Source organism: Streptomyces sp. NPDC001904 (genome assembly GCF_040297005.1).
Lineage (GTDB): Bacteria > Actinomycetota > Actinomycetes > Streptomycetales > Streptomycetaceae > Streptomyces.
In genome coordinates this window covers 1-24764 of sequence record NZ_JBEOYI010000035.1, presented here as the reverse complement: position 1 = coordinate 24764, position 24764 = coordinate 1, and the positions used below count along the sequence as shown (strand labels likewise).

22 protein-coding genes are annotated in these 24764 nt (G+C 71.1%); 5 read left to right on the top strand and 17 right to left on the bottom strand.

Features of this window, described 5'->3' with window-relative positions; translation table 11 throughout:
• Nucleotides 1-59: 59 nt before the first annotated feature.
• The 3 genes from ABT127_RS35380 to ABT127_RS35370 form a co-directional block, all read right to left on the bottom strand.
• Complete coding sequence (locus ABT127_RS35380) at nucleotides 60-839, bottom strand: SDR family NAD(P)-dependent oxidoreductase (protein WP_351459382.1); 780 nt, start codon at nucleotides 837-839, stop codon at nucleotides 60-62.
• 12 nt (nucleotides 840-851) lie between these two features.
• Complete coding sequence (locus tag ABT127_RS35375; RefSeq protein ID WP_351459380.1) at nucleotides 852-1778, bottom strand: LLM class F420-dependent oxidoreductase; 927 nt, start codon at nucleotides 1776-1778, stop codon at nucleotides 852-854.
• Between the two features lie 328 nt (nucleotides 1779-2106).
• Complete coding sequence (locus ABT127_RS35370) at nucleotides 2107-3375, bottom strand: amidohydrolase family protein (RefSeq protein ID WP_351459378.1); 1269 nt, start codon at nucleotides 3373-3375, stop codon at nucleotides 2107-2109.
• A 275-nt stretch (nucleotides 3376-3650) separates the two neighbouring features.
• Here ABT127_RS35370 and afsR point away from each other — a divergent pair, with 275 nt between their 5' ends.
• Complete coding sequence (gene afsR / locus ABT127_RS35365) at nucleotides 3651-6641, top strand: SARP-family global regulator AfsR (protein ID WP_351459375.1); 2991 nt, start codon at nucleotides 3651-3653, stop codon at nucleotides 6639-6641.
• A 214-nt stretch (nucleotides 6642-6855) separates the two neighbouring features.
• Nucleotides 6856-7044, top strand: coding sequence for a hypothetical protein (locus ABT127_RS35360; protein WP_351459372.1), 189 nt, complete (start codon nucleotides 6856-6858; stop codon nucleotides 7042-7044).
• A 102-nt stretch (nucleotides 7045-7146) separates the two neighbouring features.
• Here ABT127_RS35360 and hemB read toward each other — a convergent pair whose 3' ends face one another.
• The 6 genes from hemB to ABT127_RS35330 all read right to left on the bottom strand — a co-directional run bounded on the left by hemB (nucleotide 7147) and on the right by ABT127_RS35330 (nucleotide 13973).
• Entirely contained in the window at nucleotides 7147-8136 is a 990-nt protein-coding gene (gene hemB / locus ABT127_RS35355; RefSeq protein WP_351459369.1) for a porphobilinogen synthase, read from the bottom strand.
• A gap of 111 nt (nucleotides 8137-8247) precedes the next feature.
• Nucleotides 8248-9927, bottom strand: a complete 1680-nt coding sequence (locus tag ABT127_RS35350) for a bifunctional uroporphyrinogen-III C-methyltransferase/uroporphyrinogen-III synthase (RefSeq protein ID WP_351459367.1) — start codon at nucleotides 9925-9927, stop codon at nucleotides 8248-8250.
• Nucleotides 9924-10886: a hydroxymethylbilane synthase gene (hemC, locus tag ABT127_RS35345; protein WP_351459364.1), complete on the bottom strand. Its 963-nt coding sequence runs from the start codon at nucleotides 10884-10886 to the stop codon at nucleotides 9924-9926. Before hemC ends, ABT127_RS35350 begins: the two co-directional genes overlap by 4 nt.
• Nucleotides 10883-12562 (bottom strand): glutamyl-tRNA reductase, encoded by a 1680-nt coding sequence (locus tag ABT127_RS35340; RefSeq protein ID WP_351459361.1) that lies wholly within the window; start codon nucleotides 12560-12562, stop codon nucleotides 10883-10885. The genes hemC and ABT127_RS35340 overlap by 4 nt, the downstream gene beginning before the upstream one ends.
• A complete protein-coding gene (locus ABT127_RS35335) occupies nucleotides 12559-13365 on the bottom strand; it encodes a redox-sensing transcriptional repressor Rex (RefSeq protein ID WP_351459359.1) in 807 nt (268 codons plus the stop codon). Before ABT127_RS35335 ends, ABT127_RS35340 begins: the two co-directional genes overlap by 4 nt.
• A gap of 320 nt (nucleotides 13366-13685) precedes the next feature.
• Nucleotides 13686-13973 (bottom strand): glutaredoxin family protein, encoded by a 288-nt coding sequence (locus ABT127_RS35330; protein WP_375606001.1) that lies wholly within the window; start codon nucleotides 13971-13973, stop codon nucleotides 13686-13688.
• 108 nt (nucleotides 13974-14081) lie between these two features.
• On the opposite strand from ABT127_RS35330, the gene ABT127_RS35325 reads away from it, so the two are divergent.
• From ABT127_RS35325 to ABT127_RS35315, 3 genes are all read left to right on the top strand, one after another.
• Nucleotides 14082-15041, top strand: a complete 960-nt coding sequence (locus tag ABT127_RS35325; protein ID WP_351459356.1) for an HAD family hydrolase — start codon at nucleotides 14082-14084, stop codon at nucleotides 15039-15041.
• Between the two features lie 314 nt (nucleotides 15042-15355).
• The gene (locus tag ABT127_RS35320; protein ID WP_111668445.1) at nucleotides 15356-16144 is read left to right on the top strand and encodes an ECF subfamily RNA polymerase sigma factor, BldN family; all 789 of its coding nucleotides are present in this window, start codon (nucleotides 15356-15358) and stop codon (nucleotides 16142-16144) included.
• A 236-nt stretch (nucleotides 16145-16380) separates the two neighbouring features.
• Nucleotides 16381-17592, top strand: a complete 1212-nt coding sequence (locus ABT127_RS35315; RefSeq protein WP_351459353.1) for a DUF5667 domain-containing protein — start codon at nucleotides 16381-16383, stop codon at nucleotides 17590-17592.
• Nucleotides 17593-17656: 64 nt separating this feature from the next.
• Here ABT127_RS35315 and ABT127_RS35310 read toward each other — a convergent pair whose 3' ends face one another.
• The 8 genes from ABT127_RS35310 to ABT127_RS35275 all read right to left on the bottom strand — a co-directional run bounded on the left by ABT127_RS35310 (nucleotide 17657) and on the right by ABT127_RS35275 (nucleotide 24650).
• Nucleotides 17657-18703 (bottom strand): lysophospholipid acyltransferase family protein, encoded by a 1047-nt coding sequence (locus ABT127_RS35310; RefSeq protein WP_351459350.1) that lies wholly within the window; start codon nucleotides 18701-18703, stop codon nucleotides 17657-17659.
• Between the two features lie 14 nt (nucleotides 18704-18717).
• Nucleotides 18718-19791 (bottom strand): NAD-dependent epimerase/dehydratase family protein, encoded by a 1074-nt coding sequence (locus ABT127_RS35305; protein WP_351459347.1) that lies wholly within the window; start codon nucleotides 19789-19791, stop codon nucleotides 18718-18720.
• Between the two features lie 238 nt (nucleotides 19792-20029).
• The gene (locus ABT127_RS35300) at nucleotides 20030-20128 is read right to left on the bottom strand and encodes a 30S ribosomal protein bS22 (RefSeq protein WP_003948845.1); all 99 of its coding nucleotides are present in this window, start codon (nucleotides 20126-20128) and stop codon (nucleotides 20030-20032) included.
• 149 nt (nucleotides 20129-20277) lie between these two features.
• Nucleotides 20278-20490, bottom strand: coding sequence for a helix-turn-helix domain-containing protein (locus ABT127_RS35295; protein ID WP_158689180.1), 213 nt, complete (start codon nucleotides 20488-20490; stop codon nucleotides 20278-20280).
• Between the two features lie 129 nt (nucleotides 20491-20619).
• Nucleotides 20620-21435: a phosphatase gene (locus ABT127_RS35290; RefSeq protein WP_351459345.1), complete on the bottom strand. Its 816-nt coding sequence runs from the start codon at nucleotides 21433-21435 to the stop codon at nucleotides 20620-20622.
• A 122-nt stretch (nucleotides 21436-21557) separates the two neighbouring features.
• Nucleotides 21558-22739: an acetoin utilization protein AcuC gene (locus tag ABT127_RS35285; RefSeq protein ID WP_351459343.1), complete on the bottom strand. Its 1182-nt coding sequence runs from the start codon at nucleotides 22737-22739 to the stop codon at nucleotides 21558-21560.
• A complete protein-coding gene (locus ABT127_RS35280) occupies nucleotides 22690-23895 on the bottom strand; it encodes an MFS transporter (protein ID WP_502971833.1) in 1206 nt (401 codons plus the stop codon). Before ABT127_RS35280 ends, ABT127_RS35285 begins: the two co-directional genes overlap by 50 nt.
• Before the next feature lie 110 nt (nucleotides 23896-24005).
• Nucleotides 24006-24650, bottom strand: coding sequence for an HAD family hydrolase (locus ABT127_RS35275; RefSeq protein ID WP_351459341.1), 645 nt, complete (start codon nucleotides 24648-24650; stop codon nucleotides 24006-24008).
• Between the last annotated feature and the right edge of the window lie 114 nt (nucleotides 24651-24764).

Genomic DNA, 24764 nt, shown 5'->3' with positions numbered 1-24764 from the left:
CTGTTCCACTGCGACCTGTGACCGTCAATAGCTGACGCATCGTCAGGCAATGTCGTCGGCTAGATGATGCTGACCCCGGCGAGCCACCCGCCGTCGACCACGAACGGCTGCCCGGTGATGTACGCGGAGTCCTCCTCGGCGGTGAGGAACAGCGCGAGCCGCGCGACCTCCTCGGGCCTGCCGACCCGGCCGAGCGGCACCAGCTTGCGGTACAGCTCGTCGAGGGCCTCGGTACCGGCCTGGATGTCGCCGCCCGGGTCGAGCTGGGCGGGGTTGCTCATCGCGGTGTCGATGGCGCCGGGGCAGACGGCGTTGACCCGGATCCGCTTCGCCGCGAGCTCCAGGGCCGCGACGCGGGTCAGGCCGACGATGGCGTGCTTGCTCGCGGCGTACGCGCCGACCAGCGCCATGCCCGTGACCCCGGTGAACGAGGAGGTGTTCACGATCGAGCCGCCGCCCGCCTCGGCGATCAGGGGGGCGAGGGTCTTGATGCCGAGGAAGGCGCCGACCTGATTGACGTTCACGATCTGCTGGAACTCCTCCAGCGGAGTGCTGGTCAGTTCGTTGAACCGCAGGATGCCCGCGTTGTTGACCAGCCCGTCGACCTTCCCGAAGGCGTCCTTGGCGGCGCGCGCGGCGCCGGCCCACTCCTCCTCGCTGCTGACGTCGAGGTGCACGAAGTGCCCCCCGATCTCCTTCGCGACGGCCTCGCCCTGGTCGTCGAGGACGTCCGCGAGGACGACCTTCGCCCCTTCGGCGGCGAACAGCCGTGCCTCCTGCTCGCCCTGCCCGCGCGCCGCACCGGTGATGAGAACGACGCGCCCGTCCAGCTTGCCCATGCCCTGTGCTCCTCAGTTGAGTCGGGGTGCCACGCCGTCCGCGAAGGCGGCGATCTGGTCGACGAGCTCGGTCCGCCCGCGGCTGCGGAAGCGCACCTGGATCTGGTGCACGCCCATCGCCGCGTACGCGCGCAGCGACTCGGCCAGCGCCTCGGGCGAGCCGGTGAGGGTGCGCCGCCCGACGTGCCAGGAGGGATCGCCGACGTACAGCGGCTCGGCGATGGCCCCGATGGTCAGGGGCGCCTCGATCCCGGCGTCGGCGCGCAGCCGCCCGATGGTCCGGATCTTCTCGGCCAGCTGCTCCCGCGGGTCCCCCTGCGGCAGCCATCCGTCGCCCTTGAGCGCGGCGCGGCGCACGGCGGGCGCGGAGGAGCCGCCGACCCAGACGGGGACGCGCTGCTGTGCGGGCCTGGGCTTCTGCCCCAGCCCCTCGAACTGGAACAACTCCCCCTTGTACGAGGGGTACTCCTCCTGCGTGAGCGCCGCCTTCAGCGCGTCCACGGTCTCGTCGAGCACCGCCCCGCGCCGCGCGAAGTCGACCCCGAGCGCCTCGAACTCCTCCTGTACGTGGCCGGCCCCGACCCCGAGGATCAGGCGGCCGCCGCTGAGGTGGTCCAGGGTCGCGTACTGCTTGGCGGAGAGCAGGGGGTGGCGCAGGGCCACGACGGCGACGTGGCTGAGCAGTCTGGCCCGCTCCGTCACCCCGGCCAGGTAGGAGAGCGTGGCGACGGGGTCGTACCAGGTCGTCGACATGGCGTCGGCCAGCCGTCGCGGGATGCCGACGTGGTCGCAGACCGCGATGTAGTCGAAGCCGCCTCGGTCGGCGGCCCGCGCGATCTCCACCAGGTCGTCGACTCCGGCTCCGTCCTCCCACTTCTCGGCGTACATGGTGCTCTGGGACTGAATGGGGAGCTGAATCCCGTAAGCGAGCCGCGCCATACCCGGTTCCCTCCATCTGACGGTTCGTCACATCCAGGCGCCCCTCATCCTCGTACCTGACGCTCCGTCAGACAAGGGGTGCGACTCCGCGGGGCTCCCCGCGCAGTTCCCCGCCCCAGGGGGAGGCCGCGCGCCAGCGCATGCCTCAGGGGCGCGGGGAACTGCGCGACCGGCCACGACGAGAGCCGCGCACGAACGACGGCTCATGAGGGGCGCGGGGAACTGCGCGAGAAGCGGCCACCGGCCGTCAGCCGACGACGAAAGCCGTGCCTATGGGGGCGCGGGGAACTGCGCAATCAGCCCCGGGCAACCCCGACTTGCGGTCAGATCAAGGCGCCGAGGGCCCCCACAGCCCACCCGGAGTCAACCCGAGCAGATCAATGGCGTTCCCGCGCACGATGCGCTCCACCACATCACCCGCAAGATGCCCCATCTGCGCCTCCCCCACCTCCCGAGACTTCGGCCAGGTCGAGTCGGAGTGCGGATAGTCGGTCTCGTAGAGGACATTGGCGACCCCGATCGAGTCCAGGTTCCGCAACCCGAAGGCGTCGTCGAAGAAGCACCCGTACACGTGCTCCGCGAAATACTCGCTCGGCGGCTTGCGCACCTTGTCGGCGACCCCGCCCCACCCCCGGTTCTCCTCCCACACCACATCGGCCCGCTCCAGGATGTACGGGATCCACCCGATCTGCCCCTCGGCGTACATGATCCTCAGGTTCGGGAACCGTTCGAACTTCCCGCTCATGAGCCAGTCGACCATCGAGAAGCAGCAGTTGGCGAAGGTGATGGTGGACCCGACGGCGGGCGGCGCGTCGGGCGACGTCGACGGCATCCTGCTGCTGGAGCCGATGTGCATGGCGATGACGGTCCCGGTCTCGTCGCACGCGGCGAGGAACGGATCCCACTCGTCGGTGTGGACGGAGGGCAGCCCGAGATGCGGCGGGATCTCGGAGAAGGCGACGGCCCGCACCCCGCGCGCGGCATTGCGCCGCACCTCGGCGGCGGCCAGCTCGGCGTCCCAGAGCGGGACGAGGGTGAGCGGTATCAGGCGCCCGGCGGCAGCCGGCCCGCACCACTCGTCCACCATCCAGTCGTTGTACGCGCGCACCCCGAGCAGCCCCAGCTCCCGGTCCTTGGCCTCGGTGAAGGTCTGCCCGCAAAAGCGCGGGAAGGTGGGGAAGCAGAGGGCGGACTGGACGTGGTTGACGTCCATGTCGGCCAGCCGGGCGGGGACGTCGAAGGACCCCGGCCGCATCTGCTCGTAGGTGATGACCTCCAGCTTGATCTCGTCCCGGTCGTAGCCGACGGCGGTGTCGAGACGGGTGAGGGGCCGGTGCAGGTCCTCGTACACCCACCAGTCGCCGATCGGCCCGTCGTCGCCGGGGCGGCCCATGACGGGCGCGAACTTTCCGCCCAGAAAGGTCATTTCCTTCAGGGGCGCGCGGACGATGCGCGGCCCCACGTCGGCGAACTTCTTCGGCAGCCGGTCGGACCACACGGTGGGCGGCTCGACGGTGTGGTCGTCGACGGAGATGATGAGCGGCAAGTCGGCTGATTCCGGGGCACTTTGGCTGTTTGCGGTCTCGGTGGTCTCCATGGATTCACGGTAGCGCCGATCTGACGACCCGTCAGCTAGTGGGCGCCGGGCGGATTTGCGCGGATGGTGAGGGTCGTTCGCGTGAGATGTCTGTGATGACAGTCTCCCGCGGCTGACGTATCTGCCATGAACAAGGCAAACTGACGGAGTTGCCTCGGGGGGCGCGCGTCGACGGCGGCGCGCCGTCTGGACAGCGAGGGCAGGGGCGTCGGAACGACACCGGCGCGGAGTACGGGACGAACAGGTGCTGGTGCGGCGGCAGGGGGGCGGCGACGATGGACGGTGGACCGCGGGTTCCGGAGCAGCGACGGTCCGGGACGCCTGAGGACGCCGTGTCCGCCGCGCCCGAATCCGGCCTGCGCTTCAGCGTGCTCGGCCCGGTCCACGCCTGGCGCGGCGCCGAAGCGCTGGCCGCCGGCTCCCCGCAGCAGCGCGCGCTGCTGGCCGCCCTGCTGCTGCGCGACGGCCGCACCGCGACGGCGCCCGAGCTGATCGACGCGCTCTGGGGCGAGGAATCCCCCTCGCAGGCCCTCGCGGCGCTGCGCACCTACGCGTCCCGGCTGCGCAAGGTCCTGGACCCGGGCGTGCTCGCCAGCGACTCCGGCGGCTACGCGATCCGGCTGCCCCGGCGCGACGCCCTGGACCTCTCGGTGGCCGAGGAGCTGGCGGCGGACGCCGAGAAGGCCCGCCAGTCCGGCGACCTGGGCCAGGCGCGGGCCCTGCTGCGCAAGGCCCTCGGCCTGTGGGACGGCGAACCGCTCGCCGGCGTCCCCGGCCCGTACGCGGAGACCCAGCGCGCCCGCCTGGAGGAGTGGCGCCTGCAACTCCTCGAGGCCCGCCTCGACATGGACCTGGAGCAGGGCTGCCACGCGGAGGCGGTCTCCGAGCTCACCGCCCTCACCGCGGCCCACCCGCTGCGCGAGCGGCTGCGCGAACTGCTGATGCTGGCGCTGTACCGCAGCGGCCGGCAGGCGGAGGCGCTGGCCGTGTACGCGGACACCCGCCGCCTCCTCGCCGACGAGCTGGGGGTGGACCCGCGCCCCGGCCTGTCCGAGCTCCAGCAGCGCATCCTGCGCGCCGACCCCGGCCTCGCCGAGCCCTCGGCGCCGACCGCCGAACCCGCCGCCGCCCCGGTCCGCCCGGCCCAACTGCCGGCGACCGTGCCCGACTTCACCGGGCGCGCCGACTTCGTCCGGGAACTCAGCGACGCCCTGTCCGCCGCCTCCTCGGAGACCGGTGCGGGCGGCGTGATGGCGGTCTCCGCGGTGGCCGGCATCGGCGGCGTCGGCAAGACGACGCTGGCGGTGCACGTGGCCCACGCGGCCCGTTCCGCCTTCCCCGACGGCCAGTTGTACATGGACCTGCAGGGCGCGGGCCCGCACGCGGCCGAGCCGGAGGCGGTCCTCGGCTCGTTCCTGCGGGCGCTCGGCACCGCCGACTCCGCGATCCCCGACTCCCCGGACGAGCGGGCGGCGCTGTACCGCTCGACGCTGGACGGCCGCCGCGTCCTGGTCCTGCTGGACAACGCCCGGGACGCGGCGCAGGTCCGCCCGCTGCTCCCCGGGACGGAGGGCTGCGCGGCGCTGATCACGGGCCGGGTCCGGATGGTCGACCTGGCCGGCGCCCACCTGGTGGACCTGGACGTCATGTCCCCGGAGGAGGCCCTCCTGCTGTTCACCCGCATCGTCGGCGAGGAGCGGGTCGCCAGCGAGCGCGAGGCCGCCCTGGACGTGGTGGCGGCGTGCGGCTTCCTGCCGCTGGCCATCCGGATCGCCGCCTCCCGCCTGGCCGCCCGCCGCACCTGGACGGTCTCGGTCCTCGCGGCGAAGCTGGCCGACGAACGGCGCCGCCTGGACGAGCTCCAGGCCGGCGACCTCGCCGTGAAGGCGACCTTCGAGCTGGGCTACGGCCAGCTGGAGCCCGCCCAGGCCCGCGCGTTCCGCCTCCTGGGCCTCGCGGAGGGGCCGGACATCTCGCTGACGGCGGCCGCGGCGGTCCTGGACCTGACCGCCGAGGAGACCGAGGAGATCCTGGAGACCCTGGTCGACACGTCCCTCATCGAGTCGGCGGCCCCGGGCCGCTACCGCTACCACGACCTCGTACGGCTCTACGCGCGTGCGTGCGCCGAGCGCGACGAACTCCGCTCCGGGAACAGCGAGTCGGCGATGTCCCGGCTGCTGGACTTCTACCTGGCGACCGCCGCGGGGGTCTACGCGATCGAGCGGCCCGGGGAGCGGGTCCTCGACCACCTGGCCCTGGGGACCTACCCGGGGCTGCGGTTCGACGACCGCGCGCAGGCCCTCGACTGGCTGTTCTCCGAGGCGAACGGCATCCTGGCCACGGCCCAGCAGGCCACCTCGCCGGGCATGCTGCGCAGGGCCGCGGATCTCCTCGTCGTCTCCGCCGACCTGGGCGAATCGGGCATCAGCTCGCGCCAGTGCGTCCAGGCCCTCAGGTCGCTGATCGAATCCGCGGGGGCGGCCGGCGACGCCTGGGCCGAGGGGCGCGCGCGCGTCACGCTCAGCCACATCCTCGAACTCTCCGGCCAGTTCGACGAGTCCGACGCCGAGGCCGAGCGGGCGCTGCGGGTGGGCACGCCCATCGACGACCCGATCGTGTGCAGCCACGCCCCGAACCAGCGCGCGATCATCGCCCTGTACACCGGCCGCCACCGGGAGGCGGAGGAGCATCTGACGCGGGCCCTGCACGCCTTCCAGAAGGACGGGAACAAGCCGGGCGAGGCGAGTGTGCTGTGCAATCTGTCCCGGGTCCACCTCGCGACGGGCCGCAACATGTCCGCGGTCGCCCTGGCCAGGGAAGGGCTGACCATCTACGAGGGCGACACGTCGGGCAGAGCGCTGCGGCTGGCCAACGCGAAGTACGCGCTGGGCCTCGCCCTGACGCAGGCCGGGGACATCGCGCAGGCCCTCGCGACCCTCACCGAGGCCCTGCGCGTCTTCCAGGACGCCCGGCAGCGGCTGTGGCACGGCATGACCCTGTACCGGCTGGCCGAAGTCCACCTCGCCGACCGGAATCCGGCCCAGGCCGCGGCCCACGCCGAACAGGCCCTCTCCGTGCTCCACGGCCTCGGCGGCGACTGGCGTCGCGCCAACGTGCTCACCACGCTGGGCAGCGGCCTGCACGGCATCGGCCAGACCGGCCGGGCCCGCGTATGCTGGCGCGAGGCGCTGTCGATCTTCGACGAGCGCGGGGGCGCGGAGGCCGACGACGTGCGCCGACTGCTCAGCGCCGTACCGGCGAGCTGACCTTCCCGGCCCGCGCCCCGGGCGCGTTCATCGTTCGTTTATCGCGACCCGGCACTCTCTGAACTACCGAGCCACCGCCACGGGGGGGGCAGGTGGCTCGGGGCCTGGGTCTCACCTTTATGGTGAACGGCCTTGCGCTGTCTGTCCGGCAGTCCTCGGGGGAACTGCCGGGCGGGCGCGCTCCCTACCGTCCCACATCGAGGAGTTGACCGTCATGGCCGACGAGACCGGCACCGTCAAGCCGAACGACTACCACGCCACCGGCGCGGAGACCGAGCCCACCCTGGCCGCTGCGAAGCCCGTCACCGGCAAGCCCGTCGTCGTGAAGCCGAACGACTACCACGCCACCGGCGAGGGCGACGCGACCACGGACGACTACCACGCCACGGGCGAGACCGCCTGAACAGACTTTCATTCCCGACGGGGATCGGCCGCGGCGGCGCGGAGGGGAAGCCGCCGCGGCCGAGGCATGCCCGGACAGGAACGACCCGCGACCGGCGGCGCCCTACAGCTTGCGCGCCACCTCGGTCGCCCAGTACGTGAGGATCATGCTCGCCCCGGCCCGCTTGATCCCGGTCAGCGACTCCATGATCGCCGCATCCCGGTCGATCCACCCGCGCTGCGCGGCAGCCTCGATCATCGCGTACTCACCACTGATCTGGTACGCGGCGACCGGCACGTCCGACGCCTCCGCGACCTTCGCCAGAATGTCGAGGTAGGGCCCGGCCGGCTTGACCATCACCATGTCGGCGCCCTCCTCCAGGTCGAGCGCCAATTCCCGCAGCGACTCACGCGCGTTGGCCGGGTCCTGCTGGTACGTCTTGCGGTCACCCTGCAGCGACGACGCCACGGCCTCGCGGAACGGACCGAAGAAGGCGGAGGAGTACTTCACCGAGTACGCGAGCACACCCACGTCCTCGCGCCCGATCTGGTCCAACGCGTCCCGGATGACCCCGATCTGACCGTCCATCATCCCGGACGGGCCCACCACGTGGGCTCCCGCGTCGGCCTGCACCTGCGCCATCTCGGCGTACCGCTCGAGCGTCGCGTCGTTGTCGACCCGGCCCTGCTCGTCGAGGACCCCGCAGTGCCCGTGGTCGGTGAACTCGTCGAGGCACAGGTCGGACATGACGATCAGGTCGTCGCCCACCTCGGCCCGCACATCGCGCAGCGCGACCTGGAGGATCCCGTCGGGGTCGGTCCCCACGGTGCCCGCCGCGTCCTTCTTCTCGTCCAGCGGCACGCCGAACAGCATGATCGCGGAGACGCCCGCCTCGACGGCCTCGGCCGCGGCCTTCTTCAGGGAGTCACGGGTGTGCTGGAGGACGCCCGGCATCGAGCCGATCTCCACCGGCGCGTCGATCCCCTCGCGCACGAACGCGGGCAGGATCAGATCGGCCGGATGCAGCCGCGTCTCGGCGACCATGCGCCGCATCACGGGAGTCGTCCGCAGCCGCCGGGGCCGGGAACCGGGGAAAGAGCCGTACCGAGTCACTGAACTGTCACCTCGTACCTACACGTACTTCTACGTACCTACACGTACTCACGAAAAACGAAGCGGGGCGGGCACCCGGCCGAAACCGGACACCCGCCCCTCAACTCTGCCCTACGGAGCGGCCCGCCGACGGCGCGCCCCCGGCCTCCGCTCGCTCGGCCGGGTCACCGGGTCGCCGGCCTCGATGGCGGCCAGCCGGCGCCGGGCGCCGAAGTCGGCGAGCGCGGCGGCCAGCTTCATGACGGACGGCTCGGGAGCCATCACGTCCACCCGCAGACCGTGCTCCTCGGCCGTCTTGGCGGTGGCCGGGCCGATGCAGGCGATGACCGTCACGTTGTGCGGCTTGCCGGCGATGCCGACCAGGTTCCGCACGGTGCTCGACGACGTGAACAGCACCGCGTCGAAGCCACCGCCCTTGATGGCCTCCCGGGTCTCGGCGGGCGGCGGCGAGGCGCGCACGGTCCGGTACGCGGTGACGTCGTCGACCTCCCAGCCCAGCTCGATCAGACCGGCGACCAGGGTCTCGGTCGCGATGTCGGCGCGCGGCAGGAAGACACGGTCGATCGGGTCGAAGACCGGGTCGTACGGCGGCCAGTCCTCCAGCAGACCGGCGGCCGACTGCTCACCGCTCGGCACCAGGTCCGGCTTCACGCCGAACGCGATCAGCGCGTTCGCCGTCTGCTCACCGACCGCGGCGACCTTGATCCCGGCGAAGGCACGGGCGTCGAGCCCGTACTCCTCGAACTTCTCCCGGACGGCCTTCACCGCGTTCACCGAGGTGAAGGCGATCCACTCGTAGCGACCCGTGACCAGGCCCTTGACCGCGCGCTCCATCTGCTGCGGGGTGCGCGGCGGCTCGACGGCGATCGTCGGCACCTCGTGCGGCACCGCGCCGTAGGAGCGCAGCTGGTCGGAGAGCGCCGCCGACTGCTCCTTCGTCCGGGGCACGAGCACCCGCCAGCCGAACAGCGGCTTCGACTCGAACCAGGACAGCTGGTCGCGCTGGGCGGTGGCACTGCGCTCCCCGACCACGGCTATCACCGGCCGGTTGCCCTCCGGCGACGGCAGCACCTTGGCCTGCTTGAAGGTCTGCGCGATGGTGCCGAGCGTGGCGGTCCAGGTCTTCTGCCGCGTCGTCGTCCCCGCGACCGTCACCGACAGCGGGGTGTCGGGCTTGCGGCCCGCGGCGACCAGCTCACCGGCGGCGGCCGCCACCGAGTCGAGCGTCGTCGACACCACGACCGTGCAGTCGGACGCGCCGACCTCGGTCCAGCAGCGGTCGGAGGCGGTACGGGCGTCCACGAACCGGACGTCGGTGCCCTCCGCGTCCCGCAGCGGCACACCGGCGTACGCGGGCACGCCCACGGCCGCGGCGATGCCCGGGACGACCTCGAAGCCGATGCCCTGCGCGGCGCACGCGAGCATCTCCTCGGCCGCGTACGTGTCGAGCCCGGGGTCCCCCGTGACCGCACGCACGACCCGCTTGCCGCCCCGCGCGGCCTCCATGACAAGATTGGCCCAGTCCCTCAGAGCCGGGACCGCGACGGCAGTTGACGCCTCGTCAGCGAGGCCCGTCTGCCCCGGCGTGCCCGTCGAGTCGAGGACGGTCACGCCTGCCCGGGCATGCGTGCGCACGACGTCGAGCACTTCGGGCTCGGCGATCAGCACATCCGCTCGGGTCAGGGCTTCCACGGCCCGTAGGGTCAGCAGTCCTGGATCACCGGGACCGGCACCCAGGAAGGTGACGTGCCCAGGTGTACAGGCGGTCGATTCAGCGGTGGTGGGGCTCAAAGTGCTCGCTCCCCCATCAGACCGGCCGCACCCTTGGCCAGCATCTCGGCGGCGAGTTCCCGCCCGAGAGCCAGCGCCTCGTCCTCCGACGAGGGCACGGGACCGGTGGTGGTCAGCTGCACCAGCTCGGAGCCGTCGGTGGTGCCGACGACGCCGCGCAGGCGCATTTCCTTGGCAATCTGCCCGTCGGCCAGCAGGTCGGCCAGCGCACCCACAGGTGCGCTGCAACCGGCCTCCAGGGCGGCGAGCAGGGACCGCTCGGCGGTCACGGCGGCCCGGGTGAACGGGTCGTCCAACTCTCCGAGCGCGGCGGCGAGTTCACCGTTGGTCGCGGTGCACTCGACTGCCAGAGCCCCCTGGCCGGGGGCGGGCAGGACGATGTCGGTGGAGAGGAAGTCGGTGACCTCCGCGCTCCGACCGATGCGGTTGAGCCCGGCGGCCGCCAGCACGACGGCGTCCAGCTCGCCCTTTTCGACGTAACCGATGCGGGTGTCGATGTTCCCGCGGATCGGCACGGTCTCGATCCGCAGGCCGTGGCTGCGGGCGTACGCGTTCAGCTGCGCCATCCGGCGCGGCGAACCGGTCCCCACCCGGGCCCCGGCCGGCAGCTCGGTGAACGTCAGGCCGTCCCGGGCTATCAGGACGTCGCGCGGGTCCTCGCGCACCGGCATCGCCGCCAGCACGAGCCCCTCGGGCTGCGCGGTCGGCAGGTCCTTGAGCGAGTGCACGGCGAAGTCGACCTCATTGCGCTCCAACGCGTCGCGCAGCGCCGTCACGAAGACGCCGGTGCCGCCGATCTGCGCCAGGTGCTCACGGGACGTGTCGCCGTACGTCGTGATCTCGACCAGCTCGACCTCGCGGCCGGTCAACTGCCGTACGGCTTCGGCTACATGCCCCGACTGGGACATGGCGAGCTTGCTGCGCCGGGTGCCCAGCCGCAGTGCCCTCTCGGCGGTCATGCCGGGCCTCGATTCTTGCCTGCCGTGCCGGTAGCGGATTCACGGTCTTGGGGGGTTGCCCGGGAGACGGAGTCGACCGTCTCCTGGTCCAGGTCGAAAAGGGTGCGCAGCGCGTCCGCGTATCCGGCGCCACCGGGCTCGGCCGCGAGCTGCTTGACCCGTACGGTCGGTGCGTGGAGGAGCTTGTCCACCACGCGCCGCACGGTCTGGGTGATCTCCGCGCGCTGCTTGCCGTCGAGGCCGGGCAGTCGCCCGTCGAGCCGCGCGATCTCACTGGCCACGACGTCCGCGGCCATGGTGCGCAGCGCGACGACGGTCGGCGTGATGGTCGCCGCGCGCTGGGCCGCGCCGAACGCGGTGACCTCCTCGGCCACCAGCGCCCGCACCTGGTCCACGTCGGCGGCCATCGGGGCGTCGGCGGAGGCGTCGGCGAGCGACTCGATGTCGACGAGGCGGACCCCGTCGATGCGGTGCGCCGCCGCGTCGACGTCCCGCGGCATCGCCAGGTCGAGCAGGGCCAGGGCGACATCGCGCACGGGCCCGGGAGTCCGCTCGCGGCGCATCTCCGGCACCCGGCCGACGGCGGCCAGCGCCGCGATGGCGTCCGCCTCCGAGGCCTCGGGGGCCTGCGTCCGGCGGCCCGGCGCGTTGTCCACCCAGGCGCCGTGCTGCTCCAGCTCGGCGGCGTCCATCCCGGCGACGGCGGCCTCGCCCTCGACGGAGAACCCGCCGCGGACCACCTCGACCGGACAGGTGTCGGCGACGCTCTTGCCGGTGCCGGCGGCCGTGGGCGCGGACACCTCGGCCCCCGCGGTGGGGGTGCGCCCGGCGACGGCCGCGCGCACCGCGTCGGCGGTCAGCACCAGGCCGGTGGCGCCGGTGCAGGAGATGGCGACGTCGGCACGTGTCAGTTCGTCCGCCACGGCGTCCATCGCGACGGCCCGGGCAGTGAACCCGCCCTCGGTCAGACCGTGTCCGTAGTTCTCTTCGAGAAGGGCCACCAGCCGGTCGGCCCGCTCGGCGGTCCGGTTGGCGACGACGACCTCGGCGACCCCGGCCCGCGCGAGCGTGGCGGCGGCCAGCGACGACATCGACCCGGCACCGATGACCAGGGCGCGCTTCCCGGCCGCCCAGTCCTCCACCGGCCGTCCGAGCGCGAGCTGTTCGAGGCCGAAGGTGACGAGCGACTGACCGGCGCGGTCGATGCCGGTCTCCGAGTGGGCCCGCTTGCCGACCCGCAGCGCCTGCTGGAACAGATCGTTCAGCAGCTTGCCCGCGGAGTGCAGCTCCTGGGCGCGCGCCAGGGTGTCCTTGATCTGGCCGAGGATCTGGCCCTCGCCCACGACCATCGAGTCGAGCCCGCACGCCACCGAGAACAGGTGGTGCACCGCCCGGTCCTCGTAGTGCACGTAGAGATAGGGAGTGAGCTCGTCGAGCCCCACACCGCTGTGCTGCGCGAGCAGCGTCGACAGCTCGGCGACACCGGCGTGGAACTTGTCCACGTCCGCGTACAGCTCGATGCGGTTGCAGGTGGCGAGCACCGCGGCCTCGGCGGCCGGCTCGGCGGCGAGGGTGTCCTGCACCAGCTTGGCCTGCGCGTCCGCGTGCAGCGCGGCCCGCTCCAGGACGCTGACCGGAGCGCTGCGGTGGCTCAGCCCGACGACGAGGAGACTCATGCCGGCATCACGGCGGGCACGTCCCCGTCGGGTCCCTTGCGGTTCTTGTCGGCCGGCTGCGCGGCGGGCTTGGTGACCTTGGCGGCCGGACCCTCGACGCCGACGGCGCCCTCGGCGGGGCTCTCCCCCTCCAGGGCACCCTCGCCGGCCTTGCGCTGCTCGTGGAAGGCCAGGATCTGCAGCTCGATGGAGAGATCGACCTTGCGCACGTCCACCCCGTCCGGCACGGACAGCACGGTGGGCGCGAAGTTCAGGATGGAGGTGACACCGGCGGCGACGAGGCGGTCGCAGACCTGCTGCGCGGCACCGGCCGGGGTCGCGATGACGCCGATGGAGACGCCGTTGTCGTCGATGATCTTCTCGAGCTCGTCGGTGTGCCGCACGGCCATCCCGGCCACCGGCTTCCCGGCCATCGCGGGATCGGCGTCTATCAGCGCGGCGACCCGGAAGCCACGGGAGGCGAACCCGCCGTAATTGGCCAGCGCCGCACCGAGGTTACCGATACCGACGATCACAACCGGCCAGTCCTGGGTCAGCCCCAGCTCGCGGGAGATCTGGTACACGAGATACTCGACGTCGTAGCCCACGCCACGGGTCCCGTACGAACCGAGGTACGAGAAATCCTTGCGCAGCTTCGCGGAGTTGACCCCCGCCGCGGCCGCGAGCTCCTCGGAGGAGACCGTGGGTACCGAGCGCTCCGACAGTGCGGTCAGGGCTCGGAGGTACAGCGGAAGCCTGGCGACGGTGGCCTCGGGAATTCCTCGGCTGCGGGTCGCCGGTCGGTGAGTTCGGCCAGTTGCCACGGTGCTCCTGCGGGTAGAGCGGGGCTGCAGGCGGCCGTTCGTTCCCAGACCGCCCCGTCGAATGCAGGCTATGTCTTTGTGAACGCGTGCACAAAGATGGTGTCCGATTTGCCCGGCCAACGTGACCGGGGTCACGCGCCCCCGGCGCGCCCTGGTGGAACCGGCGCGCAGGCAGCTTCGTTGCTCACCTGTTGGGGGCAAAACCGCACACACTCCTTACGATCCACGCCCCCGAGACCAAAACCGCCCTCGATCCTAAGCGACTTTTGAGCCTGTTTGGACTCGTCGGTCAGTGACGTGTGCGACGGCTGTGCACCCCCTCATCCCGTCAGCGCCCGCCGCAGCCGCTCCTCCTTCACCCGCCAGAAGTCGTGCTGCGCCCCGTCCACCAGGACGACCGGGATCTGCTCCCAGTACAAGCGGTGCAGCTCCGCGTCCTCGGTGATGTCCTTCTTCTCCCAGGACGCGCCGACCTCGGCGCAGACCTTCTCGATCACCTCCTGTGCGTCGTCGCACAGATGGCACCCGGGCTTCCCGATCAGCGTGACCACCCGGTCGGCTGGATTCTTCTTCTCGCTCCGGCGAAAGATGGGACTCATACCGGCCATTCTGGCCCCACGTCCGGACCCCTCACGACGCCTGGATTTCACAGAGCGACAGCTTCCCGAAATCCGCTCGACTCCGGAACCACCGAACAAACTGGCTATGCTCACCGCATGGCCGCTCTCGGATGGCTCACACCCCGTAGGCGCTCCGCCACCGCGCGGAGCGTGCTGGCAGGCGAGGCTTCGGCGGAGGCCGCTCGCAAGTCCTCGCTGGAGCTCGAAGACCTCGAGAACCTGGAGGACCAGGCACCGCCGGGCGAGGAGGAAGCGGGCCGGGAACCCGATTTCCCGGTCGTCGGGGACGACAAGGCCGCGGCCTTCTTCGACCTGGACAACACCGTGATGCAGGGCGCCGCGATCTTCCACTTCGGCCGCGGCCTGTACAAGCGGAAGTTCTTCCAGCGCCGCGAGCTGACCCGCTTCGCCTGGCAGCAGGCGTGGTTCCGGATCGCCGGGATCGAGGATCCCGAGCACATGCAGGACGCGCAGAACAGCGCCCTGTCCATCGTCAAGGGCCACCGGGTCGCCGAGCTGATGTCCATCGGCGAGGAGATCTACGACGAGTACATGGCCGAGCGCATCTGGCCCGGTACCCGCGCCCTCGCCCAGGCCCACCTGGACGCCGGGCAGAAGGTGTGGCTGGTCACGGCCGCCCCGGTGGAGATCGCCACGGTGATCGCCCGCCGCCTGGGCCTGACCGGCGCCCTGGGCACGGTCGCCGAGTCGATCGGCGGGGTCTACACGGGCCGGCTCGTCGGTGAGCCGCTGCACGGCCCCGCGAAGGCCGAGGCCGTCCGCGCCCTCGCCACCGCCGAGGGCCTGGAGCTCGGCCGCTGCGCCGCGTACAGCGACTCCCACAACGACATCCCGATGCTCTCCCTCGTCGGGCACCCGTACGCGATCAACCCGGACGCCAAGCTCCGTACGTACGCCAAGGAGCGGGACTGGCGGCTGCGCGACTACCGCACCGGCCGCAAGGCGGCCAAGGTCGGCATCCCGGCGGCGGCCGGCGTGGGCGCCGTCGCGGGCGGCACGGCGGCCGTCATCGCCCTGCAGCGCCGCCGTCGCTGACCCTCCCCGGAGCGCATTCCGAACGTCTTACCCGGCCCCGGACACGGCCAGTCACGCGGATACCACTCGGCCACAACGCGTCACGAGCGCTGCCGGAACATGACCTAATCCGATCAACAAGTGGTCACTCTCCGGTGCTTGAACCATCGCCGATCAGCTACAGAAGTGACGTAATCGGTGATTTGAGCAACTGGGTGTAGCGCTCCCTGCACGAAGCGTTATTCTCCTCAGACGCATTCCGGCACCCACTCGCCAGTACGACGAGTGAACAGTCCGGTACTGCACGTGATGGAAGCTCTGCCTCTGGGAGTCCCGTGTTTCAACACGTCGGGGTTGACGCCTCGGGCCTGGCTACGCTGCGCGCAACGGTCGTCGACCGGCTGCGCGGCTTCGTCCCCACCGCGTACGCCGTCCCCGCCCTCGCCGTCCCTGCGCCCGCCCGTCCATGCTTCGCGATGGCCGACAGCGGCGCGGCCACGGCGGGCAGACGAGCGCGCTCCGGCGCCGCCGGCACGTCCGGCACTTCCACCGCCCGCCGTCCCGCCGCGGACAGCGACAGCGCGCGCATGATGGACCTGGTCGAGCGCGCCCAGGGCGGCGAGGCCGACGCGTTCGGGCGCCTCTACGACCAGTACAGCGACACCGTGTACCGGTACATCTACTACCGCGTGGGCGGGAAGGCCACAGCGGAGGACCTCACCAGCGAGACCTTCCTGCGCGCGCTGCGCCGGATCGGCACCTTCACCTGGCAGGGCCGCGACTTCGGCGCCTGGCTGGTGACGATCGCCCGCAACCTGGTGGCCGACCACTTCAAGTCCAGCCGCTTCCGCCTGGAGGTCACCACGGGCGAGATGCTGGACGCGAACGAGGTGGAGCGCTCCCCCGAGGACTCGGTCCTGGAGTCCCTCTCGAACGCGGCCCTCCTCGAGGCCGTGCGCCGGCTGAACCCGCAGCAGCAGGAGTGTGTGACGCTCCGCTTCCTCCAGGGGCTGTCCGTCGCCGAGACCGCCCGCGTCATGGGCAAGAACGAGGGCGCGATCAAGACCCTCCAGTACCGGGCCGTCCGCACCCTCGCCCGGCTCCTCCCGGACGACGTGCGCTGACCGACCGTCACGATCCGCATCCTCCAACTCACCTTCCGTGAAAGAGAGATGCGATCGCGGTCGGATCATCCGTCGGTCCGTAACCCAAGTGCCGCGCCGATCGTTGTGCGGGATGCAGGCTCCCTGTGGTCACATCCGGATCGGTTTCACTCACTCGATCGTGTGCAAACTCTTCCGGTGTGCAACCCCAGGACCACCTGGGGAGTCGACCGTCATGACGAGAGGAGGTGCCGCCAGTGATCGCACATGTCTCGGCACACCGGCGGGCGAACGCCTTCGCCCAGGCCCTGGAGGACGAGTCCGCCCAGGACTCGGTGGCGCAGCAGCCGGAGGAGCCGGTCGCCCCGTCCGAACAGTCCGAGCAGGGCAGACTTCTGACCCTGACCGAAGGCCTCGGCGAACTGCCGAAACCGGAGCTCGACCCCGAGGTCAAGGTGGTGCAGCGAGCCCAGCTCGTTGCCGCCATGGAGGCCATGTTCGCGGAGGGAGCGCCGGGCCCAGCCGTACCGGAACAGCGGTCGGCGAAGGCCAAGGGCGCACATCGCGCCAGCCCGTTGCGGAAGCTGCGGCCCCGCTCCCGCCTCACCAAGGGCATCGCCGCGGGCGGGCTCACGGTCGGTGTGGCCGCGGGCGCGTTCGGTGGTGTGGCGGCCGCCAGTTCGAGCGCCCTGCCCGGAGATCACCTCTACGGCCTCAAGCGCGGCATGGAGGACCTCAAGCTGGGCATGGCCGACGGTGACTCCGACCGCGGCCAGATCTATCTGGACCAGGCGTCGACGCGGCTGAACGAGGCCCGTCGGCTGATGGACCGCGGCCGCACCGGACACCTCGACCACGAGTCCGTCGGCGAGATCCGTCGTGCCCTGTCCGGCATGCAGTACGACGCGTCGGAGGGCCACAAGCTGCTCAGCGCGGCCTACAAGCGGGACGGCTCCCTGGGCCCGATCCAGGTCCTCTCCGCCTTCACCGAGTCGCACCGCAAGAGCTGGTCCGCCCTCAGCGACAAGCTGCCGGTCCAGCTCGGCGACGTACGCGACCAGGTGAGCTCGATCTTCGCCGCCATAGACGAAGAGGTCGGCCCGCTGCGCTCCCTGCTGCCCCAGCCTCCCGGCCAGGACAGCAAGGGCGGCACGGACCGGGGCGGCGGCACCGCCACGGACACCCCCGGCACCGAGCACTCGGCCCCGTCCGGCACCACGGGCCACGACCGGCACTCGTCCTCGGCGAAGCCCAAGCCGTCCAGCTCCAGCAGCGGCAAGGACGACGGTCTGCTCGGCGAGACCACGGGCGGCCTGCTCGACCCCCCGAAGGACGCGTCGACCCCGACCCCGTCCGAGGGCAGGTCCGGCGACAGCACCACCGGCCCGGCCAAGCCGGACGTCACCCTGCCCCCGCTCCTCCCGGGCCTGCTCCCGGGCCTGGGCATCGACAGCGAGGACGCCGACTAGCAGCAGGCATCAGGGCCCGGGGAACACCACCCCGGGCCCTTTTGCACGCACTCTCGAAGGCCCGTCAGAAGAACACCGACCGCCGCTGCACCAACAGCTTGTACAGCGTGTGCTGGATCTGTTCGCGGACCTGGTCGGTCAGGTTGAACATGAGCATCGGGTCCTCGGCCGCCTCCGGCGGATATCCGTCCGTCGGGATCGGCTCCCCGAACTGGATCGTCCACTTCGTCGGCAGCGGCACCGCGCCGAGCGGTCCCAGCCACGGAAACGTCGGTGTGATCGGGAAGTACGGGAAGCCCAGGACGCGTGCCAGGGTCTTCGCGTTGCCGACCATCGGGTAGATCTCCTCCGCCCCGACGATCGAGCACGGCACGATCGGCGTCCCGGCGCGCAGCGCGGTCGAGACGAAGCCGCCCCGGCCGAACCGCTGGAGCTTGTACCGCTCGCTGAACGGCTTGCCGATGCCCTTGAAGCCCTCCGGCATGACGCCGACCAGCTCCCCGCCCTCCAGCAGGCGCTGGGCGTCCTCCGCGCAGGCGAGGGTGTGACCGGCCTTGCGGGCCAGCTCGTTGACGACCGGCAGCATGAAGACCAGGTCGGCGGCGAGCAGCCGCAGATGGCGGCCCTCGGGGTGGTTGTCGTGCACGGCGACCTGCATCATCAGGCCGTCCAGCGGCAGCGTCCCCGAATGGTTGGAGACGATCAGCGCTCCGCCGTCGGACGGAATGTTCTCGATGCCCTTCACCTCGACCCGGAAGTACTTCTCCGCGATCGGCCGCAGCAGCGACATCAGGACCTGATCGGTGAGTTCCTTGTCGTAGCCGAACTCGTCGACGTCGTAATCGCCGGTGATCCGGCGCCGCAGGAAGGCGAGCCCGCCCGCGATCCTCCGGTCCCAGCCGCCCCGCTGCTCCCCGGCCGCCTCCGGCTCCGGGACCGGTCCCGGCTCCGTGGCAGGCGTCGGCTCCTGGACGGGCACGGCCGCCATCTCGCGTACGGCCGCGGGCTCGCCCCTGCGCCGGCCGCCGGGCCCCCTGCGGCGTGCGGCAGCCTTGCCGGTCGCCCCCCGCGACCTGTCGTCGTCGAACGGAATGACCTTGGCATCCGCCATCGTTGATGCGCTCCTCAGTTGGCGCTCTGCGTCGGGGGCCGGCTCGGAGTACGGGCACCGCCCAGGAAGGGCAAGGCGGCCACCCTGTCCACGGCTGACGCCAGGGCCTGGGGTGGCAGCAGTCCGGGCCCCCGGCCGCGTACGAAGTCCGCGAAGGTCTCCGCGGTCGTGTACGCGGGCCGGAACCCCAGGGTGTCGCGCATCTGGGCCGTCGACACCACTCGCCCGTGGGTGAGCAACCGGATCTGCTCGGGCGAGAAGTCCGTGGCACCCAGCGTACGCAGCGCGCCGCCGACCCAGGTGACGGCGGGCAGCAGGACGGGCACGGTCGGCCGGCCGAGCCGGCGCGAGCACTGCGAGAGCAGCAGCACCCCGTCCCCGGCGATGTTGAAGGTCCCGCTGTTCAGCGTCGCGCGCCGCGGCTCGTGCGAGGCGATGCGCAGCACCTCGATCACATCGTCCTCGTGCACGAACTGCAGCCGCGGGTCGTACCCGAACACGGTCGGCAGGACGGGCAGCGCGAAGTACTGGGCGAGCGGTGAATCGGCGGTCGGACCGAGGATGTTGGCGAACCGGAGCACGCACACGGCGACATCGGGACGGCGCCGGGCGAACCCGCGCACATACCCCTCGACCTCGACGGTGTCCTTGGCGAACCCGCCGCTCGGCAGCGACTTGGGCGGTGTCGTCTCGAAGAAGACGGCCGGGTCGCGGGGCGCGGACCCGTACACGTTCGTACTGGACTTCACCACGAGCCGCCGCACACTGGGCGACTTCTGGCAGGCGCCGAGCAGCTGCATCGTGCCGATGACGTTGGTCTCCTTGACCGAGCCGCGGCCGCCGCTGGCCAGCGGGGTCCCGGTGACGTCCAGGTGCACGACGGTGTCCACGGAGTGCTCGGCGAGCACCCGCCCGATCGCCGGCTGCCGGATGTCGGCCTGGAGGAAATCCGCCCCGCCCAGATGGTGCGCGGGCGGCACGGCGTCCACCGCGATGACCCGCTCCACGTCCGGGTCCCGCTGGATGCGCCGGACGAACCGGCCTCCCAGCTGCCGGGCCGCCCCGGTCACGAGCACGACCTTGCCCAAGATCAGCGCCTACCTTCCGTCGCGTCCCCGCCGCGCTCCGCAATCACTGCTTGCGGCTCACGTTAGCGGTTCGATGTTGCGCTGTGATGACCAGGCGATGCTTGAAGTGACGACAGCCACAGGCGCCCGTACATCGCCGGAACGGCCGGCGCGCTCCCTGCACGGCCGGCCAACGCACTGTGGCCCTCCCACCGAACGGTGAAAGGGCCACAGATGATGCGCTTGACGCAGCAGTCGCTTACTTCTTGTTGCGACGCTGCACGCGGGTGCGCTTCAGCAGCTTGCGGTGCTTCTTCTTCGCCATCCGCTTACGGCGCTTCTTGATAACAGAGCCCACGACTACCCTCGCTCACTTCTCGGACAAGCCCCGCAAAGCGGGGACCATCACTCGGTGCGGGGCTGCATTGGGGCCCACACGACCTACGGGGGGCCAGCCTACCCCGCCCGAGTGCCGAGCCAGAAATCGAGGCCTTCGCCGGCTACGGATCAGCCCGCATCCACCCCCACATAGGACTCGCGGAGGTACTCGTGAACCGCTTGCTCCGGGACGCGGAAACTGCGGCCGACCCGGATCGCGGGCAGATGACCGCTGTGCACCAGCCGGTACACGGTCATCTTGGACACTCGCATGACCGAGGCGACTTCCGCCACGGTCAGGAACTGCACCTCGTTCAGAGGCCTACTCTCACCAGCAGCCATGTCACACCTGAACCTTCCGCACTCGACGGCCACCGGCTTCCCCTTCCGGTGACTCAACGTCGTTGCGTGCTCACTCCCCAATGTAGGGGCGTGTGGTGCGAGTGGGGAAGAGGAGATGCGATCGGCCGCCTACTGTGACAGACACGCTCGATTGAGTACATAGCGAGTAAGCGGTCGGTAGTAATCAGACCGCACAGCGTCATCAAGCGGAACGACGACGGACACCTGCCCCTCGGCCTCACCGACGAACAGGGCCGGATCATCCGTATCGGCCAGGCCGATGGCGTCGAACCCCAACTGACCTGCACCGCAGACCCATCCGTGGTCCCCCACGACAAGTCCTGGAAGCGGTTGCCCGGCCTCCGCCAGAGCGGTCAGAGCGGTACGAACCGGGAGGGGGGAGTGCGTGTGCGCGCCGGTCTCACTTCCGGGCGGCCACGCCTCCGGTTCCCGCACCAGCGCGACGCCTCGTACGTAGTCGAGGTTGTAGGTGCGTAGGCCAAACCGGGTCGTTATGTCGACACTGAGACCCTGCGCGGGAGTGAGAACGGGACAGCCCGCCGCCGACAGGGCACCCGCCAACGAAGCGTAGAAGCCGAGCAGACGGTGCGGATGTCCGGTCCCGATGAGCACGGGGGTCCGGGCGTCGGCGGCCCTGCCGAGGCGGTCGCCGAAGGCGTCGAGCGCCGCCAGCGTACGTTCCGGATCGATGATGTCGTACCCCGAGGTGTGCCCCGGATCCGGCGAGACCCCGCATCTGTCGGCCATGAGGGCGAGCAGATCCCGCTGCCCCCACGCCCATTCGGGATCGAGCCCGAGCAGCACACGCGGGTCCCGCGCCTCGAAGAGCCGGTAACTGCGCAGACTCTCCTCACGGGAGGTCGCCACGGGCCCGGCAAGCCGAGCCGCCAACAGATGCGCACGAAGGGCGCCGGTGCTCAACACCCTTGCGATGCTGGCCCATTGAACAGCCCCCCACCCCCAAAACCCCAAAACACCCCACAGTCGGAGTAATCCAGCCAGAGCCTTGGACAGTCCGCCGCCGGCCCGCCGCACCACCGGCCCCGCTAAGCCAGCAACCCCCGGAGGGGAAACGCCGCCTTCCGCGTAGCCAGAATCGCCTGGTCCAGCCGATCGGCGGGGTCGTACCCCTCGTCCCACCCCCGGAACTCCACGGGCCACCGCCCATCGGTCATCCGGGCAGGAGCCAACTGCCGCGTACGGGCGAAGACTTCCTGCCGCCACGACTCCGGGATCACGGTCTCGGCCGCGAGGTCCCGCCCGGCGGCGACCGCCACCAGATGCGTCCAGGACCGCGGCACGACGTCGACGACGGCGTACCCGCCGCCCCCGAGCGCGACCCACTTCCCGTCCGCGTACGTGTGCGCCAGTTCGTGACAGGCGACCTGCACGGCCCGCTGCGCGTCGAGCGACACCGCGAGATGCGCGAGCGGATCCTCGAAGTGCGTATCGGCCCCGTGCTGGGTGACGAGCACCTGCGGCCGGAAGTCGGCGAGCAGCTCCGGCACCACGGCGTGGAACGCCCGCAGCCATCCGGCGTCCCCGGTCCCGGCCGGCAGCGCGACATTCACCGCGGACCCTTCGGCCGCCCCGTCGGACCCGGTCTCCTCGGGCCACCCGGTCTGCGGGAACAGCGTCCGGGGATGTTCGTGCAGCGAGACGGTCAGCACGCGCGGGTCCTCCCAGAACGCGGCCTGGACCCCGTCCCCGTGGTGCACGTCCACATCGACGTACGCGACGCGCTCGACGCCCAGCTCCAGGAGCCGCGCGATGGCCAGCGCCGCGTCGTTGTACACGCAGAACCCGGACGCGGCGCCCGGCATGGCGTGGTGCAGCCCGCCGGTGAAGTTCACCCCGTGCAGGGCGTCCCCGCGCCACACGGCCTCCGCGGCGCCCACCGACTGCCCGGCGATCAGCGCGGACACCTCGTGCATCCCGGCGAAGGCCGGATCGTCGGTGGTGCCGAGCCCGTACGCGGGATCGGCGGCGGCCGGATCGAGGGAGGCGGCCTTGACCGCCTCCACGTAGTCCTCGCGGTGCACGAGCTGGAGCGTGGACTCCCCGGCCCGGGCCGCGGCCACGACCTCCACGTCCCCCGCCCGGTCGAGCCCGAAGGCCCCCACCAGGCTCCGGGTCAGCTCGAGGCGGACCGGGTCCATCGGATGCCCGGGCCCGAAGTCATACCCCGCTACCGCCGGGTCCCACATCAACTGCACGCGGCCGCTCATGCCCGCCACCGTATCGGTCACCGCCCTTGCCGAACGAAGGGGCGTACACCAGCGTCACCAGCACCAACGCCATGGGGACGAGCATCGCCCCGCGGTAGCTCCACGCATCGCCCAAAGCGCCCACGAGCGGCGAACCCACCAGAAAACCAACGTAGTTAAAGATATTGAGCCGCGCGATGGCCGCGTCGGAGGCCCCGGGGAAGAGCCGTCCGGCCGCGGCGAAGGTCTGCGGCACGATCACACACAGCCCGAGCCCGAGCAGCATGAAGCCGAGCATCCCGACCCATGGCCCGGGCGCCACGGCCACCACACCGAACCCGGCGGCCGCGATCACGGTCCCCAACCGCACCACGGCCACGGCCCCGAACCGCCGCACGCCCACATCGCCCACGGCCCGCCCCACGAGGGTCATCACCATGTAGACGTTGTACGGGACCGTGGACAGCTGCTCCGAGCTCCCCAGCACGTCCTGCAAGTACTTCGCGCTCCAGTTGGAGACGGTCGAGTCCCCGATGTACGCGAACGCCATCACCAGGCACAGCGGCAGCAGCATCTTGAACATGACACCGCCCGCCGCCTGATCGGCGTCGATCTCCGCGGCGGCACCGGCACGGGCGTCGACGTACCACCGGCTGGCGACGAGACAGAGCGGCAGCAGCACGACGGCGACCGGCAGGTAGGACACGAACAGCGACAGATCCCAGTGCGCCCCCGCCCATGCGAGCGACGCTCCCACGATGCCGCCCAGGCTGTACGAGGCATGGAACCCGAGCATGATGCTGCGCCCGTACGCGCGTTGCAGGCTGACTCCGAGCATGTTCATCGACGCGTCGAGCGCGCCCACGGCCAGGCCGAACGCGCCGAGGGCGACGGCGACCTCCACCACGGTGTCCCCGGCCCCCACGCCGAGCAGTGCGAGGAGCACCACGGGCTGCGCCCACCGCAGCACCCGGCTCGGCCGGACCCGCTTGACGAGCTGCTCGGTGCAGACGCTGCTGACACCGGCGAGGATCGGCACGGCGGCGAGAAAGACGGGAAGCAGCCCGTCCGAAATCCCGTACTGGTCCTGAATGGCCGGAATCCGGGTCACAAGGAGCGCGAACGCCACCCCTTGGGCGAAGAAGCTGAATCCCAGCGCTCTTCGGCCCCATCTCATCGCGCCTGGTATGCCTGCGTTCCCATCGGTCATGGCGGCTCAGCGTATGCGCCAGGCCTACCGCTGGGTAGATAGATCAAGCACCCAATTCCCGGGGAAGGCACTTCAGTTCAGCCCAGGAGCCCGGCCAATTCACGCATATCGCCGAACAGTCCGTCGGCGTCCTTGAGCCTCTCGGCCGGCGTCATGGCGGTGAACCCGTACACGTCCATCCCGGCGGCGACGGCCGCCTGCACCCCGAGCGGACTGTCCTCGATCACCACACACTTCTCCGGGGCGACCCCCATCCGCTCGGCCGCGTACAGGAACAGGTCCGGCGCCGGCTTCCCCCGCCCGACGTCCTCGGAACTGAATACGCGCCCCTGCCCGAACCACCGATCGAGCCCGGTGGTCCGATGCCCCACCCGAATCCGCTCGTGACTCCCCGACGAGGCCACGCAGTACGGCACTCCCTCGGCGACCAGCTTCTCCAGCACCTCCACGACTCCGGGCACCGGCTGAAGCTCCCGCTCGAACGCGGCGAATACCCGCGCGTGAAAGACATCGTCGAAGTCCGCGGGCAGCCGCTCCCCGCTCCGTTCGAGAACCAGGTCGTGCACGCGGTGCAGGGCGGCCCCCATGTAGTCGCGCAGGGAGTCCTCGTACGAGGTCGGGTGCCCGAGCTCGGTGAGATAGCCGGCCAGCAGCGTATTGGAAAGGGGCTCACTGTCGACGAGTACGCCGTCGTTGTCGAAGATGACCAGTTCGTAGCGCATACGACGACTTTACGACGCCTAAACGCAGAAAAGCCCGGACCGTTCCCGGTCCGGGCTTTTCTCAAAATTTGTTCGGCGGCGTCCTACTCTCCCACAGGGTCCCCCCTGCAGTAC